This window comes from Kitasatospora fiedleri (genome assembly GCF_948472415.1).
GTDB lineage: Bacteria > Actinomycetota > Actinomycetes > Streptomycetales > Streptomycetaceae > Kitasatospora > Kitasatospora fiedleri.
The window spans coordinates 1,982,987-1,999,492 of record NZ_OX419519.1 but is presented as its reverse complement, the minus strand read 5'-3'; the positions used below and the strand labels follow the sequence as shown (position 1 = coordinate 1,999,492).

At 76.1% G+C, this 16,506-nt stretch carries 12 protein-coding genes and 1 pseudogene; 5 read left to right on the top strand and 8 right to left on the bottom strand.

Annotation, left to right across the window (positions count from 1 at the left end; genetic code table 11):
• Positions 1–7: 7 nt before the first annotated feature.
• Positions 8–679: a hypothetical protein gene (locus QMQ26_RS09440; protein WP_282205407.1), complete on the bottom strand. Its 672-nt coding sequence runs from the start codon at positions 677–679 to the stop codon at positions 8–10.
• A gap of 472 nt (positions 680–1,151) precedes the next feature.
• On the opposite strand from QMQ26_RS09440, the gene QMQ26_RS09435 reads away from it, so the two are divergent.
• Positions 1,152–2,510 (top strand): helix-turn-helix domain-containing protein, encoded by a 1,359-nt coding sequence (locus QMQ26_RS09435; protein ID WP_282205406.1) that lies wholly within the window; start codon positions 1,152–1,154, stop codon positions 2,508–2,510.
• An 84-nt stretch (positions 2,511–2,594) separates the two neighbouring features.
• Positions 2,595–3,092 (top strand): toll/interleukin-1 receptor domain-containing protein, encoded by a 498-nt coding sequence (locus QMQ26_RS09430; RefSeq protein WP_111553216.1) that lies wholly within the window; start codon positions 2,595–2,597, stop codon positions 3,090–3,092.
• Positions 3,093–3,141: 49 nt separating this feature from the next.
• Here QMQ26_RS09430 and QMQ26_RS09425 read toward each other — a convergent pair whose 3' ends face one another.
• The 3 genes from QMQ26_RS09425 to soxR form a co-directional block, all read right to left on the bottom strand.
• Positions 3,142–4,041 carry a sulfurtransferase gene (locus tag QMQ26_RS09425; protein WP_282205405.1) on the bottom strand — a complete coding sequence of 300 codons (900 nt, stop codon included), beginning with the start codon at positions 4,039–4,041 and terminating at the stop codon, positions 3,142–3,144.
• 71 nt (positions 4,042–4,112) lie between these two features.
• Positions 4,113–4,961 (bottom strand): SAM-dependent methyltransferase, encoded by an 849-nt coding sequence (locus tag QMQ26_RS09420; RefSeq protein ID WP_282205404.1) that lies wholly within the window; start codon positions 4,959–4,961, stop codon positions 4,113–4,115.
• A gap of 88 nt (positions 4,962–5,049) precedes the next feature.
• Positions 5,050–5,547, bottom strand: a complete 498-nt coding sequence (gene soxR, locus QMQ26_RS09415; RefSeq protein ID WP_100835707.1) for a redox-sensitive transcriptional activator SoxR — start codon at positions 5,545–5,547, stop codon at positions 5,050–5,052.
• A gap of 157 nt (positions 5,548–5,704) precedes the next feature.
• On the opposite strand from soxR, the gene QMQ26_RS09410 reads away from it, so the two are divergent.
• Together QMQ26_RS09410 and QMQ26_RS09405 are read left to right on the top strand one after the other, a co-directional pair.
• The gene (locus QMQ26_RS09410; RefSeq protein ID WP_404814164.1) at positions 5,705–6,442 is read left to right on the top strand and encodes a transketolase; all 738 of its coding nucleotides are present in this window, start codon (positions 5,705–5,707) and stop codon (positions 6,440–6,442) included.
• A gap of 19 nt (positions 6,443–6,461) precedes the next feature.
• Entirely contained in the window at positions 6,462–7,400 is a 939-nt protein-coding gene (locus tag QMQ26_RS09405) for a transketolase family protein (RefSeq protein ID WP_282205403.1), read from the top strand.
• Positions 7,401–7,512: 112 nt separating this feature from the next.
• Here QMQ26_RS09405 and treZ read toward each other — a convergent pair.
• From treZ to glgX, 4 genes and pseudogenes are all read right to left on the bottom strand, one after another.
• Positions 7,513–9,278 (bottom strand): annotated as a pseudogene (gene treZ, locus QMQ26_RS09400) (malto-oligosyltrehalose trehalohydrolase).
• On the bottom strand, positions 9,278–11,668 hold the full coding sequence (gene treY / locus QMQ26_RS09395; RefSeq protein ID WP_100835703.1) for a malto-oligosyltrehalose synthase: 2,391 nt from the start codon (positions 11,666–11,668) through the stop codon (positions 9,278–9,280). The pseudogene treZ and the gene treY overlap by 1 nt, the downstream one beginning before the upstream one ends.
• Positions 11,669–11,732: 64 nt before the next feature.
• On the bottom strand, positions 11,733–12,623 hold the full coding sequence (locus QMQ26_RS09390; protein WP_282205402.1) for an SDR family NAD(P)-dependent oxidoreductase: 891 nt from the start codon (positions 12,621–12,623) through the stop codon (positions 11,733–11,735).
• A 99-nt stretch (positions 12,624–12,722) separates the two neighbouring features.
• The gene (gene glgX / locus QMQ26_RS09385; protein WP_100835701.1) at positions 12,723–14,837 is read right to left on the bottom strand and encodes a glycogen debranching protein GlgX; all 2,115 of its coding nucleotides are present in this window, start codon (positions 14,835–14,837) and stop codon (positions 12,723–12,725) included.
• Positions 14,838–15,238: 401 nt separating this feature from the next.
• Here glgX and QMQ26_RS09380 point away from each other — a divergent pair, with 401 nt between their 5' ends.
• Complete coding sequence (locus QMQ26_RS09380; RefSeq protein ID WP_282205401.1) at positions 15,239–16,486, top strand: SAV2148 family HEPN domain-containing protein; 1,248 nt, start codon at positions 15,239–15,241, stop codon at positions 16,484–16,486.
• Positions 16,487–16,506: the final 20 nt, after the last annotated feature.

The window sequence follows — 16,506 nt, the reverse complement described above, 5'->3', positions numbered from 1 at the left end:
CGGCCGGTCAGGGCAGCAGGTCGAAGACCGTCTCGACGGGCTTCCCGCCGGTGCCGGCCTGGGCCCGCAGGTAGGCGTTCATGTCCGCGTAGCCGCCCAGGTCGGCGGGGATGACCACCTCGACGGAGAAGGCGCCGCGGGCGTCGGACTCGGTGTCGCGCAGGTCGCGCAGCCGCTGGTCCAGCTCGGACTCGTTCTTGACGACGAAGGAGACCCGCACCACCGCGCCGGGCGGGAACCCCTGCCCGGTGAGCACCGTCCTGGTCCCGCCGCGCCCGGCGTCCGGCGAGGCCAGCAGCACCTGGGTGCCGCTCGCCCCCGGGCTGCCGAGCGCCTCGCTGGGCAGCGTGTCGACGGGCGGGCTGAGCACGGGCGGGCTGACCACGGGCGGGACGCCGGGCCGGACGGCGGCGGGCAGGGTGCCGACCGGGGCCGGGGCGGTCGGGCCGGGAGCGGTCACCGTCACCGTCGGCTGCGGCCGGAGGCCGGGGACGGACTGCGACTGGGTCAGGTAGCCGCCCGCGAACCCGGCGCCCAGGGTGGCGACGCCGACCAGGGCGGTGATGACGGCGCTCCAGCCCTGGAGGTCGATCCGGCGGGGCGGGGCCGGCCCCGCGGGGGACGGTGGTGGGGCGGCGGGGTGCGGCGGCATCCCCTCGGGCGGCGTCGGCGCGGTCAAAGGATTCCCCTCGTGCTGATCGGCGGAGTCCCGGGTCGTCCCAGGTCAGCGGGCGGTGTCCCAGGTGATTCGTCCCCGTACGGACCGGGCGTGCAAACGTGGCCCACGCGCCGCCCGGTGCGGGCCCCGGGGGGAGGCGCGAGGGCGGCGGACGGAGCGCGCGGGGCCGCCCGGACTCCGGTTCGGCGGCCGGCGGGAGCCGGTGGCGGGGGTCGGTGGCGGGGGTCGGTCGGCGCCCCGGGCGTGGCCTCCGGGGCCGGGCCGATCGGGGTCCGGTCGCCCGGCAGGGGCCGATTCGCGCCCTGCCGCACGGCCTGCCAGCGGAATTGGCAACGGGAAACCGTTCCGTAACGCTCCGGAAGCGATCAGTCGCATGCCAAGATTCCCTCGGAGCGCCGGGGAGCGCTCCCGGACCGAACCGAACATCCCGCACACCGCGTGTGCCCGGGACGCATCCAGGGGGTGATTTGGCATGCTCTCGTCTCATCGCTTCGGGGCCGAACTGCGCCGGCTGCGCGAGGCGCACGGCCTCTCGCTCGACGGGCTCGCCCGGCAACTCAGCTACAGCAAGGGCTACTTGAGCAAGGTCGAGAGCGGCCAGCGCAAGGCGTCCCAGGAACTCGCCCGCCGCTGCGACGCCCTGCTCGGCGCCGAGGGCCGCCTCCAGCAGCTCGCCACCCGCCCCGAACCCACCGCCCGGGCCGCCGCCCACCGCACCGGGCCGGGCGTCGGGTTCCGCTCCCGCGAGGCCGCCGAGGCCGAGGCCGGCCACAGCTACGGGTACGGGTACGGGTACGGCTACGGGTACGCCGGGTACGCGGGCGCCGGGTACGCCGAGCCGCGCGCCGGGCGCGGCGGGCCCGAGGGCCTGCCGGTGCCCGCGCTCCCCGCCCCGGAGGCGCTGGCCGCCCTGCCCCCGCAGCGCCCCACCGCGCTCGACCCCGGCGTCCCCGCCCTGCTGCGCGAACAGCTCACCCAGTACCGGGCGCTCGGCCAGCACCTCGACCCGGTGCTGCTCGTCCCCGCCCTCCAGATGCAGAGCGAGACCGCCGTCCGGATCGCGCTGCGCTGCGACGGCCGGGCCCGCGCCGAACTGCTGCTGATCGCCGCCCACTTCATCGAGTTCGGCGGCTGGATGGCGCAGGAGGCGGGCGACCGGCACGCCGCCCTCGCGCACACCGAGCGGGCCGTCGAACTCGCCCGGGCCGGCGGCAACCGCCACCTCGCCGGGTACGCGCTGGTCCGCCGCGCCCTGATCACCTTCTACGCCGGGGACGCCGCCACCACCGTCGCGCTCGCCACCGCCGCCCAGGACCGCCGCCTGCCGCCCCGCATCCGCGGCCTCGCCGCGCTCCGCGAGGCCCAGGGCCACGCCCTCGGCGGCGACCGCACCCGCTGCCTGCGCGGCCTGGAACGGGCCGAGGTGCTGCTCGACACCGCCGACGCCGACCGCGACGACGGCCCGGTGATCGGCAGCGCCAACATCGCCGACCCCGCCGCGATGACCACCGGCTGGTGCCTGTTCGACCTCGGCCACGCCCGGCGCGCCGCCGAGGTCCTCGACCGCGAGTGCGCCCGCATCCCGCTGCGCGCCGCCCGCGCCCGGGTCCGCTACGGGCTGCGCCGCGCCCTGGCCCACGCCGGGGCCGGCGAGGCCGAGCACGCCTGCGCCATCGCGGCCGAACAGCTCGACACCCTCACCGACGTGCCCTCCGCGACGGTCGTCGCCGACCTGCGCCGGCTCGACCGCGAACTGCGGCGGTTCCGGGCCAACCGGGCGGTCCGCGAGTTCCAGCCCCTCCTGCTCCGGGCGATCACCGGCAGCTGCTGACGGCCCGTCGGCCCCACCGTCCGTTTCCCCTCGCCCGCGCGGGACCGCCGCCGGGACACCCCCGCACAGAGAGGTCGACGCACCATGCCCGCGATCTTCGTGAACTACCGCACCGGCGACCAGGAGGCGGTCGCCGCGCTGCTCGACCACGGACTGTCCTACCGGTTCGGCAGCGACCAGGTGTTCCGGGCCAGCAAGTCCATCGCCCCCGGCAGCCGCTACCCGCAGGAGCTGATCGCCGCGGTCCGCAACTGCGCGGTCCTGCTCGCCGTGGTCGGCCCCCGCTGGTTCGACGTCCAGGGCCGCGACGGCCGCCCCGCGGTCGAGGACCCGGAGGACTGGCCGCGCCGCGAGATAGCCGAAGCCTTCGCCGTCGGCGCCCTGGTCATCCCCGTCCTGGTCGGCGACACCCCCAGACTGCGGGCCGAACGCCTCCCCGAACCGCTCGCGGCCCTCGCCGACTGCCAGCACCGCCGCCTCGACCTGCGCAGCTCGCACGCCGACCTGACCCGGATCGCCGACGAACTCGCCGCCCTCGTCCCGGAACTGGCCGCGGCCGACGCGGCGGTGAAGGGCCGCTGACCCGTCGGGAGGGCCCGCGCGCGCCCCGTCCGCCCGGGGCCTGCCGCGCTCAGCCGCCGGTCGCGACCGGCAGGCCGGTCTCGGGGCGGCCCCAGTCGGACCAGGAGCCGTCGTAGACGGCGGGGGAGGGGTGGCCGGTGAGGTGGGCGGCGAAGGCCAGGACGCAGGCGGTGACGCCGGAGCCGCAGGAGGCGATCAGGCGGGGGCGGCCGGCGGTGGCGGCGGCGAGGCGGGCGCGCAGCTCGGGCACCGGGAGGTAGCGGCCGTCGGCGGTGAGCAGCTCGGTGAAGGGGAGGCTGGTGGAGCCGGGCAGGTGGCCGCGGCGCAGGTGGGGGCGGGGCTCGGGGGCGGCGCCGGTGAACCGGTCGCGGGCCCGGGCGTCCAGGACGGCGGTGCCGGGGTCGGCGAGGGCGGCGGCCACGGCGTCCCGGTCGGCGAACGGGCCGGGGCGCGGCCGGACGGTGACGTCCCCGGCCGGGAGGCCGTCGGCGGGGGAGGCGGGCGGCCCGGCGTCGACGGGGTGTCCGGCGGCCCGCCAGGCGGGCAGGCCGCCGTCCAGGACGGCGGCCCGGTCGAGGCCGGCGGCGCGCAGCATCCACCAGGCGCGCGGGGCGGAGTACACGCCCGCGCCGTCGTACACCACCACGGTCGAGCGTTGGTCGACGCCCAGGGCGCGCAGCTCGCGCTGGAGGTCGGCCGGGGCGGGCAGGGTGTGCGGCAGCGGGGAGCCGTGGTCGGAGAGCGCGCCGTCGAGGTCGAAGGCCCGGGCGCCGGGAATCCGGACGGGCGGGTGCCGGTGCGCGCCGACGCCCGCGTCCAGGACCACCAGGTCGGGGCGGCCGAGCCGGGCGGCCAGCCAGGCGGCGTCGACCAGCGCCGGTACGGCGGGCTGCGGCGCGGCGGCCGGGGTTCCGGCGGACGGGAGCCCGGCGGGCGGCGGTGCGGTCACGGCGGGCGCTCCTTCGGACGGGTGCGGGTGGGCCCATGATCGCACCGCCGCCGGGGCGGCTCCGGCCGCGGTCAGGGCTTGCGGGCCACGCCCGCCCAGATGGCGACCTGCTGGTCGGTGTCCCGCGGGGCCTGGTCGGGGCGCCACAGCGGGGCGGTGACCAGGCCGGGCTCCAGCAGGTCGAGGCCGTCGAAGAAGCGCAGCACCTGCTCGCGGGTGCGCATGCTGAGCTGCGCGGTGGCGGACTTGTAGACGGCGGGCCCCTTGGCGGCGTCCTCGGGGGCGGCGAAGTCGCCGGTGGCGTGCGAGAGGGCCAGGTAGCTGCCGGAGGGCAGGGCGTCGACCAGGGTGCGGACGATCGCGTACGGGTCGTCGGCGTCGTCGATGAAGTGCAGGATGGCGAACAGCTGGAGGGCGACCGGCCGGTCGAGGTCGATCAGGTCGCGGACGGCCGGGTCGGCGAGGATCGCCTCGGGCTTGCGCAGGTCGGCCTGGAGGACGTTGACGCTGCCCTGCTGGGCGCCGGCCAGCAGGGCCCGGCCGTGCACCAGCACGATCGGGTCGTTGTCGAGGTAGACCACCCGGGCGGACGGGGCGACGGCCTGGGCGATCTCGTGGGTGTTCCCGGCGGAGGGGATGCCGGTGCCGATGTCGAGGAACTGGCGCACGCCCTGCTCGGCGAGGGTGCGCACGGCCCGCTGCAGGAAGGCCCGGTTGGCCTGGGCGCTGATCCGCACCAGCGGGCTGATCGAGAGGACCTGTTCGGCGGCGGCCCGGTCGGCGGGGAAGTTGTCCTTGCCGCCGAGGTAGTAGTCGTACATCCGGGCCGGGTGCGGCACCTCGGGGCGCAGCTCGGCGGAGGGCGGCTGCTCCTGCTGGCCGGACATCCAGTCCAGGGCGATTTCCTGATGTTCGGTCATGTCCGGCCCCCCGTCGGTGGAACGCGCTTTCGGGGGCAGCATAGACGGCCCGGCGGCGGGCCGGGCGGCGGGTCCGGAAACCGGCGGATCAGCCCGCCGGGGCGGGGTCGGCCCCGGGTTCGGGGCCGGTGTCCGGGTCGCGGGTGAACAGGTAGCGGGCACCGGGCCCGGCGGCACCGGCCCGGTCGGCGGCGTTGTAGAGGCCGCAGCGGGTCAGGGAGAGGCAGCCGCAGCCGATGCAGCCGGTCAACTTGGCGCGCATGTGCTGGAGTTCGGCGATCTGCCGGTCGATCCGGTGCTGCCAGGCGGTGGCCACGGCGTTCCACTCCCGGGTGCTGGGGGCGCGGTCCTCGGGCAGCCGGGCGAGGGCGGCGCGGGCCTCCTCCAGGCTGAGCCCGACCTGCTGGGCGGCCCGGACGAAGGCGATCCGGCGCAGCGCGGTGCGGGGGTAGCGGCGCTGGTTCCCGGCGGTGCGGGCGGAGTGGATCAGCCCGAGGCTCTCGTAGTAGCGCAGCGCGGAGGCGGCCAGGCCGCTGCGTTCGGCGAGCTGGCCGATGGTGAGGACGTCGTGCCGGGTGGGTGCCATGCCTCCGCAGCGTACCGGGAAGCGCCCGCTTGACTTCAAGCGCGCTTGAAGTCGGAGGCTTTCTCCCATGACGAGCGACTCCACGACGGACGAAGCGGCGGCGGGTGCCCCCACGGCGAACGCCCCCACCACGAACGCCCCCACGACGGGCGCCCCCATGGCGAACGCCCCCACGGCGAACGCCCACACGACGGACGCGGCGACGCGCACCCGCGGCGGCGGCTTCGCCGAACTGCCGCACCTGATCTCCCTGATGACCGGCGACGAGAAGCACTCCCCGGCCGCGACCTCCACCCTGGACGCGCTGTGGGTGCTCTACGACCGGGTGCTGAACGCGCACCCGGGCAACGCGGACGCGCCGGACCGCGACCGGTTCCTGCTGTCCAAGGGCCACGGCCCGATGGCGTACTACGCGGTGCTGGCCGCGAAGGGCTTCTTCCCGGTCGAGCTGCTGTCCAGCTTCGGGGCCTACGACTCGCCGCTGGGCCACCACCCGGACCGGCTGCTGGTGCCCGGCGCGGAGATCGGCTCCGGCTCGCTGGGGCACGGCCTGCCGCTGGCGGTCGGGACGGCGCTGGGCCTGCGGGCGCAGGGCCTGGACGGCCCGGCGGTGTGGGTGCTGATCGGCGACGCCGAGTTCGACGAGGGCTCCAACCACGAGGCGGTGGCCTTCGCCGGGGCGTACGGGCTGGAGCGGCTGCACACCCTGGTGATCGACAACTCCTCGGCCACGCACGGCTGGAGCGGCGGCATCGCGGCCCGGTTCGCCGGCGAGGGCTGGTCGACGGCCACCGTGGACGGCCGCGACCACGAGCAGCTGTACCGGGCGTTCACCGCCCCGCACCCCGGCCGCCCGCACGTCGTGGTGGCCCGCACCGAGCCCAAGCACAGCTGACCGCAGGGGAGAAGAGACCATGCAGAGCACCCACGAGGCGACCTTCCCGGCCACCCACGAGGCCACCATGCGCGAGCAGTTCGCCGCGACCGTCACCGAACTGCTGGAGCGGGACCCGCGCACCGCGCTGGTGCTCGCCGACATCGGGGTCGCGCAGTTCCCCGGGGCGGCCCGCGCCCACCCCGACCGGGTGGTCAACGTCGGCATCCGCGAGCAGCTGCTGATCGGCGTGGCGGGCGGCCTGGCGCTGACCGGAATGCGGCCGATCGCCCACACCTTCGCCAGCTTCCTGGTCGAACGGCCCTTCGAGCAGGTGAAGTTGGACCTGGTGCACCAGGGCGTCGGCGCGGTCCTGGTGAGCGCGGCCGGCTCCTACGACTGGCCGGCCGGCGGCCGCACCCACATGTCCCCGGGCGACGTCGCGCTGCTCGACACCCTCCCCGACTGGCACGTCCACGTCCCCGGCCACCCCGCCGAGGCCGACCTGCTGCTGCGGCACGCCGTCGCGGCGGGCGACACCCTCCAGTACGTCCGGCTCTCCGCGCACCAGAACGCCGAGGCCCGGCCCGTCGCCCCCGGACGCTTCCTGACCGTCCGCCAGGGCTCCCGGCACGCGGGCACGGTGCTGGCGGTCGGCCCGATGCTGGACGCCGTGCTGGAAGCCACCGAGACGCTCGACGTGACGGTGCTGTACGCGGCCACCGTCCGCCCGTTCGACGCCGCGGGCCTGCGCGCCGCGCTCGGCGAGCGGGCCGACGCGGTCCTGGTGGAGCCCTACCTGGCGGGCACCTCCGAGCGCGCCGCGCACCTGGCGCTCGGCGACCTGCCGCACCGGGTGCTGGCCCTGGGCGTGCCGGTGGCCGAGCACCGGCACTACGGCTCGATCCCGGAGCACCTGGCCGCGTACGGCCTGGACGCCGCCGGGCTGCACACCCGGATCAGCGAGTACCTCTGGTAGCCGCCGCGCACCGCCCACCGCCCACCGCTCACCGCGCACCGCCCACCGCCCACCGCTCACCGCGCACCGCCCACCGCCCACCGCGCGCCCGTGCCGGACGGAGGCCCGCCGCCTACGCGGTGCGCACCACCGCCACCGCGTCCGGCCCGAGCAGCACCGCGCCGCCCGGGCCGGCCGCAGCCCCGCCGGTCGCCGCCCCGCCGACCGCCACCTCCCCGAACGCCGCCTCCAGCGCGGCGAACCCGCCCTCCAGCGGGACGGTCAGCGGCTGCGCGGAGCCGCCGAGCCGCACCAGCACCCGGTAGCGGCCCCGGTGCACCGCCAGCCAGCCGGCCGCCGCGTCGTAGCGGACCCGCACCGCGGCCAGGTCGCCGTCCGACAGTTCCGGGGCGTCCCGCCGCAGTCGGATCAACTCCCGGTACCAGGACAGCAGTTCGGCGTGCGGAGTGCGCTTCGGCTCGGCCCAGTCCAGGGTGGAGGCGGCCACCGTGTCCGGACTCTGCGGGTCCGGCACCTGCTCGGCCCGCCAGCCGTGCCCGGCGAACTCCCGGCGCCGCCCCTGCCGGACCGCCTCGGCCAGCCGCGGGTCGGTGTGGTCGGTGAAGTACTGCCACGGGGTGCCCGCGCCCCACTCCTCGCCCATGAACAGCATCGGCGTGAACGGCGAGGTCAGCACCAGCGCGGCCGCCGCCGCCAGCCGCCCCGGCGGCAGCGCGGCCGACAGTCGGTCGCCGACGGCCCGGTTGCCGACCTGGTCGTGGGACTGGGCGAAGCCCAGCAGCCGGTGCCCGTGCCCGGCCGGGAACGGGCGGCCGTGCGAGCGGCCCCGGAACGAGGACCAGCTCCCGTCGTGGAAGAACCCCGGGTGAGCGTCTTCGCCACCGCCGCGTACGGGTCGGCGGCGAAGTCCGCGTAGTAGCCCTGCGACTCGCCGGTCAGCAGGCAGTGCAGCGCGTGGTGGAAGTCGTCGCTCCACTGCGCGTCCAGGCCCAGGCCGCCCGCCTCCCGGGCGGCGGTGGTGCGCGGGTCGTTCAGGTCGGACTCGCCGACCAGGAACAGCGGCCGGCCGGTGGCCTGCGCCAACTTCTCGACCTCGGCGGCGAGTTCCTCCAGGAAGGGCCGGGCCCGGGTGTCCACCAGGGCGTGCACCGCGTCCAGCCGCAGCCCGTCGATCCGGTAGTCGCGCAGCCAGGACAGCGCGCTGCCGATCAGGAACGCCCGCACCTCGTCCGAGCCCGGCGCGTCCAGGTTGACCGCGGAGCCCCACGGCGTCTGGTGCCGGTCGGTGAAGTACGGGCCGTACTGCGGCAGGTAGTTGCCCGAGGGACCGAGGTGGTTGTGCACCACGTCCAGCACCACGCCCAGCCCGCGCCGGTGCGCCGCGTCCACGAACCGCTTCAGCCCGTCCGGCCCGCCGTACGGCTCGTGCACCGCCCACAGGTCCACCCCGTCGTACCCCCAGCCGGAGCGGCCCGGGAACGCGCACACCGGCATCAGCTCGACGAAGTCCACGCCCAGGTCGACCAGGTGGTCGAGCCGCTCGGCCGCCGCGTCGAACGTCCCCCCGGCGGTGAACGTGCCCACGTGCAGCTCGTACACCACCGCGCCCGGCAGCGGGCGCCCCCGCCAGGCCGTCTCCGACCAGGCGAACGCGCCGTGGTCGACCCGGCGGCTCAGCCCGTCCGGGCCGAACGGCTGCCACGCCGAGCGCGGGTCGGGCAGCGCCCGGCCCCCGTTCAGCCGGAAGCCGTAGTCGCCCTCCGGCGCCTCCCCGTGCCACCAGCCCGGCCGGGCCGGGTCGCGCTCCAGCAGGTACGGGATCGCCCCGACCTCCACCTCGACCACCTTGGCCTCCGGTGCCCACACCCGGTACCGCATCAGGACCCCTCCGCGAGCAGTGCGACCGGCGACTGCCGGAAGAGATACGAGAGTTCGACGGTGCCGCCGGTGAAGTGCCGCTCGGTCAGCAGGTCCGTCCAGCGCCCCGGCGGCAGCTCCAGCACCGTCTCGCGCCAGCCGCCCGCCCGGTGCAGCCCGTACGGCAGCCGGGTCGCCGCGCCGAGCACCCGCTCGCCGCGCCCGAACGCCACCAGGTGCCCGGCGGCCGGGCCCCGGGCCGCCACCGGCCGGTACGAGCCCAGCGGGCCGGAGCGGCGCAGGTGCAGGGCGGTGGTGGTCAGGTGCAGCTTCTCCCGGGCCAGGTCGCCCGGGCGCGGCTCCGGCGAGTCGGTCAGCCGCACCGCCAGCGCGCCCAGGTCCACCGGCGCCCGGTTGTCCGGGTCGACCAGCGTGTACAGCGGCTCCTCGCCGCCCTGGAACACGTCCGGCACGCCCGGCGCCAGCAGGTGCAGCAGCGCCGCCGACAGCGAGTTCACCCGGGCGAACGGCGCGATCAGCCCGGCGAACCCGGCGATCCGCGGGCACAGCCCCGGATTGGCCAGCGCCCCCCGCACGTACCGTTCCAGCCCGCGCTCGAAGGACTCGTCCGGGTCCTTCCACGAGGTGCGCCGCTTCGCCTCCCGCACCGACTTCAGCACCACCCCCAGCAGCCGCTCCTCGGACACCGGCCACGCCGCCAGCAGCGTCTGCCACAGCAGCCACGCCGTGGAGCGGTCCGCGCACGGCCCGGCCGCCAGCGTCCACGCCGCGCACTCCGCCGCCCACACCTCCGGCAGCTCCGCCAGCACCGCCAGCCGGGCCCGGGCGTCCGCGCTGCGCTTGGTGTCGTGCGTGGACAGCGCCGTCATCGAGGCCGGCCACAGCCGGTCCTGCTCGGCGCACCAGCGGTGGAACTCCTCCACCGACACGCCCGGCCGCTCCGGCAGGCCGCCCACCTCGTTCAGCGACAGCAGCGCGTTGAACCGGTAGAACGCGGTGTCCTCCACGCCCTTGGCCGCCACCGCCGACGCGGTCTGCCCGAACCGGTGGCAGAACTCGTCCTTCGCCGCCGACCGCCCCAGCGCGCCCAGCGCCAGCTCCCGCACCAGCCGCTCGGTGGCGGGGGCGTCCACCGGGGCCGCCAGCGCCGCCACCGCCTCCGGCGGGGCCGGCTCGCCCGGCACCACGTACGGCCGGTACACCGGGTAGCCGGTCAGCAGCCCCTCCAGCGCCCGGCGCACCGCCAGCGGCGAGTGGTCCGCCAGCTCCGGCCCGTCCGCGCAGATCCGCCCCACCAGGCGCACCAGCCGGTCCGTCTCCGCCGCCAGCGCCCCGCCCGGCGCGACCATCTCGGCCCGCCCGGCCCGGCCGGCCGCCGCCGGGTCCGCCGCCTCGCCCACGTCCCGCCGGTAGGCCGCGAACAGCTTCTCCGCGCCCCGCCGGTCGGTCAGCACCCCGTCGATCCGGCGCAGCGCGTCGTACCCGGTCGTCCCCGCGCACGGCCAGTCCGCGGGCAGCGCCTCGTCCCCGGTCAGGATCTTCTCCACCACCGTGTACGCCCCGCCGGTGGCCTCCGCGAGCCGCCGCAGGTAGCCGCGCGGATCGGCCAGCCCGTCCGGGTGGTCGATCCGGAAGCCCGCCAGCACGCCCTCCCGGTGCAGCCGCAGCAGCACCCCGTGGGTGGCCTCGAACACCTCCGGGACCTCCACCCGGACGGCGATCAGGTCGTTGACGGTGAAGAAGCGCCGGTAGTTGACCTGCTCGTCGGCCAGCTGCCACCAGCACAGCCGGTACCACTGCCGCTCCAGCAGCTCCGCCAGCGGCAGGCCCTCGGTGCCGGGCCGCAGCGGGAACGCGTGGTCGTGGTAGCGCAGCACGTCGCCGTCCACCGCCAGCTGGTCCAGCACCGCGCCCAGCCGGTCGCCCAGCAGCGGCAGCAGCAGCCGCCCGCGCTCCGGGGCGTCCACCGGGCCGGGCTGGGCGGCCCAGTCGATGTCGAACCAGTCCGCGAACGGGTCGTCCGGGCCGTTCCGCAGCACCTGCCACAGCGGCCCGTTCAGCCGCTCCGGCACCGGCAGCGCCATGTGGTTGGGCACCACGTCCGCGATCAGCGCCAGCCCGTGGGCCGCCGCCTCCGCGGCCAGCTCGCGCAGCGCCCGCTCACCGCCGAGCTGTTCGCTGATCCGGCTGTGGTCGAGCGTGTCGTAGCCGTGCGTGGAGCCGGCCACCGCCTCCAGCAGCGGCGACAGGTGCAGGTGCGACACGCCGAGCGCCGCCAGGTACGGCACCGCCCGGCGGGCGTCGTGCAGGGTGAACTCCGGCTGCAGCTGGAGCCGGTAACTGGCCGTCGGGATGCCGGCAGTCTCGGGGCGTGCGGCGGCTGACGTCATACCCGCATGCCTACCCTGGCCGCCCCGGACCTACCGTCCACTGCGCCGAACGGGGGGCGCGCCCTCAGACCGGGTCGGGCTCGGCGACCCCCTCGCCCGCCCGGGCCGCCGCTCCTTCGCCCGCCCGGGCCGCCGCCCCCTCGTCCGCCAGCGCCCGAGCCGCCGCCAGCTCCGCCGCCTCCCCGGCCAGCGCCGCCTCCAGCATCGCGTACGCGTCCGGCCCCACCGGCAGCCGCACCGGGCCCGCCGGCGCGGCCACCGCGCGCAGCACCAGTTCGGCGAACGCCTCCGGCCGGTTCAGCTCCGCGGACCCGGCCATGCCGCGCAGCGCCGCGTGCATCGGCGCCAGCACCGGCCCGTACTCCGGCAGCTTCGCCGCCGACTCGGTCAGCGCGTTCCCGTACGAGGTGGCGAAGCCGCCCGGCTCGACCACCGTCACCCGCACCCCGAACGCCGCCGCCTCCGCCGCCAGCGCCAGGCTCATCCCCTCCAGCGCGAACTTGCCCGCCACGTACGCCCCCAGGCCCGGGAAGGCCATCCGGCCGCCGACCGAGGAGACGTTCACGACGTGCCCGCCGCCCTGCGCCCGCATCACCGGCAGCACCAGCCGGGCCAGCCGCCAGGGCGCCACCGCCAGCACCTCCAGCTGGTCGCGCAGCTCCGCGTCCGAGACCTCCTCCACCGCCCCGAACAGGCCGACGGCGGCGTTGTTCACCAGCACGTCCACCCCGCCCAGGCGGGTGCGGGCCAGCTCCACCGCCGCCGCGCAGTCCGCCGCGCTGCGCAGCTCCAGCCGGGCCGGCACCACCTGCCCGGGGAACTCCGCCGCCAGCGCGTCCAGCGGCGAGGCCCCCCGGCTGGTCGCCACGATCCGGTCCCCGGCCGCCGCCACCGCCCGCGCGAGCGCCAGCCCCAACCCCGACGAACAGCCGGTCACCAACCACCGACGAGACATTCCGTACCCCCTCCGGTCTGCGGTTCCGCAGTGCGGAGGGGGTACCCGCCCCGGAGCGCCCGCAGACCGAAGGGTCGGGGCGAACCGGAGCGCGCGGGGTCACGCGGGGCGCTGGAGCACCATCAGGGCGCGGTCGGGCAGGCGCAGGGTGTCGCCGGCCTTGACCCGGGGGCCGGTGCCGCGCGGCGGCAGGGTGGGCAGCGCGGTGTCGACGACGACCTGCCAGGCCTCGCCGTGCCCGGCCGGGACGGTGAAGGTGAGCGGCTCGAAGTGGGCGTTGAACAGCAGCAGGAAGGAGTCGTCGACGATCTTGCCGCCGCGCCGGTCGGGTTCGGAGATCGCGTTGCCGTTGAGGAAGACGGTCAGCGACTTCGCGTAGGTGGTGGACCAGTCCCGCTTGGTCATCTCCTCGCCGGCCGGGGTGAACCAGGCGATGTCGGTGAGGTCGTCGTGGGTGCCGGAGACCGGGCGGCCGTGGAAGAAGCGGCGGCGGCGGAAGACCGGGTGGTCGCGGCGCAGCCAGATCATGGCCTGGGTGAACTCCAGCAGGGAGGCGTCGGCACCGTCCCCGTCCCAGTGCACCCAGGTCAGTTCGGAGTCCTGGCAGTAGGCGTTGTTGTTGCCGCGCTGGGTGCGTCCGGCCTCGTCGCCGTGGCAGAGCATCGGGACGCCCTGGGAGAGCATCAGGGTGGCGATGAAGTTGCGCTGCTGGCGGGCGCGCAGCTCCAGCACGGCGGGGTCGGTGGTGCCGCCCTCGGCGCCGCAGTTCCAGGAGCGGTTGTGCGACTCGCCGTCCCGGTTGTCCTCGCCGTTGGCCTCGTTGTGCTTGTCGTTGTAGGAGACCAGGTCGCGCAGGGTGAAGCCGTCGTGGCAGGTGACGAAGTTGATCGAGGCGATCGGGCGGCGGCCGTCGTCCTGGTAGAGGTCGGAGGAGCCGGTCAGCCGGGAGCCGAACTCGGCCAGCGTCGCGGGCTCGCCGCGCCAGAAGTCCCGCACGGTGTCGCGGTACTTGCCGTTCCACTCGGTCCACAGCGGCGGGAAGTTGCCGACCTGGTAGCCGCCCTCGCCGAGGTCCCAGGGCTCGGCGATCAGCTTGGCCTGCGAGACCACCGGGTCCTGCTGGACCAGGTCGAAGAACGAGGAGAGCCGGTCGACCTCGTGGAACTGCCGGGCCAGCGTCGCGGCCAGGTCGAAGCGGAAGCCGTCCACGTGCATCTCGGTGACCCAGTAGCGCAGCGAGTCCATGATCATCTGGAGGACGTGCGGACTGCGCATCAGCAGCGAGTTGCCGGTGCCGGTGGTGTCCTCGTAGAAGCGCTGGTCCTTGGCGAGCCGGTAGTAGGAGGCGTTGTCCAGGCCGCGGAAGGAGAGCGTGGGGCCCAGGTGGTTGCCCTCCGCGGTGTGGTTGTACACCACGTCGAGGATCACCTCGATGCCGGCCGCGTGCAGCGCCTTGACCATCGACTTGAACTCCTGCACCTGCTGGCCGCGGTCGCCGGTGGAGGAGTACGAGGAGTGCGGGGCGAAGAAGCCGACGCTGTTGTAGCCCCAGTAGTTCGCCAGCCCCAGGTCCCGCAGCCGGTGGTCGCGGACGAACTGGTGCACCGGCATCAGCTCGATCGCGGTGACGCCCAGCTTGGCCAGGTGCTCGATCACCGCCGGGTGGGCCAGGCCCGCGTACGTGCCGCGGATCTCCTCGGGGATGCCCGGGTGCAGCTTGGTCAGGCCCTTGACGTGCGCCTCGTAGAGCACGGTGCGGTGGTAGTCGGTGCGCGGCGGCCGGTCGGTGCCCCAGTCGAAGTACGGGTTGATCACCACCGAGTGCATGGTGTGCGGGGCCGAGTCCAGGTCGTTGCGGCGCTCGGGCGCGCCGAAGTGGTAGCCGTACACCGACTCGTCCCAGTCGATGTGGCCGCTCATCGCCTTCGCGTACGGGTCGAGCAGCAGCTTCGCGGCGTTGTGCCGCTGCCCGAGGCCCGGCTGGTACGGGCCGTGCACGCGGAAGCCGTAGCGCTGGCCGGGCTGGACGCCCGGCAGGTAGGCGTGCCGGACGAAGGCGTCGGTCTCGCGGAGCTCGACCACCGTCTCGGAGCCGTCCTCGGCGATCAGGCAGAGCTCGATCCGGTGCGCGCTCTCGGAGAACACGGCGAAGTTGGTGCCCGCCCCGTCGTAGGTGGCGCCGAGCGGGTACGGTTTCCCCGGCCAGACCTGCATGTATCCTCAACTTCCTTGTGCCTGAGGCGAACTGGCGCTTCCCAGAGGGTTTCCCGGCGGAGCGCCCGGCCATGTGCGGAGCGGCAACCAGGTGACGCACGGCACACCCGCATACTCCCCGGCGGCGGCCCGAACTCCCCGCCCATCCGCGCGTGGTTCGCCCGAACGGGTGTCCCAGCGGCCCGGTCCGTCGGCGTGGCGTGGCCGGGCGGTGACGCACGGTCGGGGCCGGGTCCGCTTGCTGTCAAGAGGGCTGCGGCCCGGCGGCGCCGGGCGATACCCTTGATCGTCCGGACCGCGAGCCCCGGGCCCACGCGGCGTGCGACCAGGGCCGTCGTGGTGGACGGATCCAGCGGACGCACCGTCACCCGCAGGGCGGCGGACGAGAGGTGAGGTAGCGGATGGGGTTCCCCGCCGGCGGCGACGGCACGGACCCGCGGGCCGGGAGCAGCGAGGCCCCGACGCTGATCGTCCGCGGCGGCCGCGGACCGCTGCCCCCGCCGGGCGGCCCGGCCGAGGGGACGCCGCCCGCCTGGGCCGCCGACCAGTGGGACGACGCCTACCGCCGGGTCCGGCTGGCCGGCCGCGCCTACGTCTGGCTCAACCTGGTCGAGCAGCGGATGCGCGCCCTGGTCGACGAGGTGCTGCGCCCCGTCTACGCGCCCGCGCACGGCGAGGAGTGGGTCACCGCCGCCGCCGGACCGGCCGGCGAGGAGTGGGTGCACCGGGCCGCCGCGGTGCGCGAGGTCTCCCGCCGCAAGGGCTACCTGCTCGACCCGGCGGACGACGACCCGCTGGTCTTCCTCACCCTGCCGCAGCTGCGCGAGCTGATGGTGCAGCACTGGCCGTGCTTCGAACCGCACCTGGTGGACCGCCGGGAGGTCGAGCTGGCGCTCGACGAACTGGAGGTCGCCCGGCACGTGGTCTCCCGCAACCGGGCCCTGTCGCAGACCGTCCTCGACCAGACCGAGCGGGCCGCCGCCCGGCTGCTGGCCCTGCTCGACGGCGGACACGGCGGGGTGCCCGCCGACGTGGTCGAGGAACTCGTCGCCGGCCGCTACGCCGACGTGGTCGCCGTGCACGCCGACCGGGTCCGGCTCCAGCGCGACCTGCCGGTCGAGGACCTGCTCGACGGGGCCCGCCGGCTGGACGCGGTCGGCATCGGCCTGGGCATGCTGTGCCAGAACTACACCGGCAAGCGGCTGGTCCGGCTGGCCACCGAGGGCTGCCGGGTGCGGCTGCTGTTCCTCAACCCGGCGAGCAGTGCCGTGCGCCGCCGCGAACGCGAACTGGCCATCGGGCGCGGCGAGCTGGGGCGCGCCGTGGAGATGAACATCATGCACGTGCGCCGGGTCCGGGCCCGGCTGCGCGACCAGGGCAGCTTCGAGATCCGGGTGTTCGACGAACTGCCCCGGTTCACCGCCTACCTGGTCGAGGGCCAGCGCACCACCGGCGCCGGCGGGCGGCGGCGCTCCACCGACCTCGGCGTCGTCCAGCCCTACCTGCGCCGGGTGCGCGGCATCGAGTCGCCCGCGCTGGTGCTGCGCGGCGGCGCCGGGCAGGACCCCGGCGGCACCGAACCCGGGCTGCTGGAGGTCTACCGCGAGGAGTTCGAGGACCTGTGGGGGGACTCCCGGCCGGTGTCCTGAGCGCGTGCCCGACCCCGCCC

Excerpts from the sequence above, each read along its gene's own strand:
- QMQ26_RS09405 (WP_282205403.1), top strand. The coding sequence starts at position 6,462 with ATGCAGAGCACCCACGAGGCGACCTTCCCGGCCACCCACGAGGCCACC.
- QMQ26_RS09435 (WP_282205406.1), top strand. The coding sequence starts at position 1,152 with ATGCTCTCGTCTCATCGCTTCGGGGCCGAACTGCGCCGGCTGCGCGAG.
- QMQ26_RS09390 (WP_282205402.1), bottom strand. The coding sequence starts at position 12,623 with ATGTCTCGTCGGTGGTTGGTGACCGGCTGTTCGTCGGGGTTGGGGCTG.
- QMQ26_RS09410 (WP_404814164.1), top strand. The coding sequence starts at position 5,705 with ATGGCGAACGCCCCCACGGCGAACGCCCACACGACGGACGCGGCGACG.
- QMQ26_RS09380 (WP_282205401.1), top strand. The coding sequence starts at position 15,239 with ATGGGGTTCCCCGCCGGCGGCGACGGCACGGACCCGCGGGCCGGGAGC.
- glgX (WP_100835701.1), bottom strand. The coding sequence starts at position 14,837 with ATGCAGGTCTGGCCGGGGAAACCGTACCCGCTCGGCGCCACCTACGAC.
- QMQ26_RS09420 (WP_282205404.1), bottom strand. The coding sequence starts at position 4,961 with ATGACCGAACATCAGGAAATCGCCCTGGACTGGATGTCCGGCCAGCAG.
- soxR (WP_100835707.1), bottom strand. The coding sequence starts at position 5,547 with ATGGCACCCACCCGGCACGACGTCCTCACCATCGGCCAGCTCGCCGAA.
- QMQ26_RS09430 (WP_111553216.1), top strand. The coding sequence starts at position 2,595 with ATGCCCGCGATCTTCGTGAACTACCGCACCGGCGACCAGGAGGCGGTC.
- treY (WP_100835703.1), bottom strand. The coding sequence starts at position 11,668 with ATGACGTCAGCCGCCGCACGCCCCGAGACTGCCGGCATCCCGACGGCC.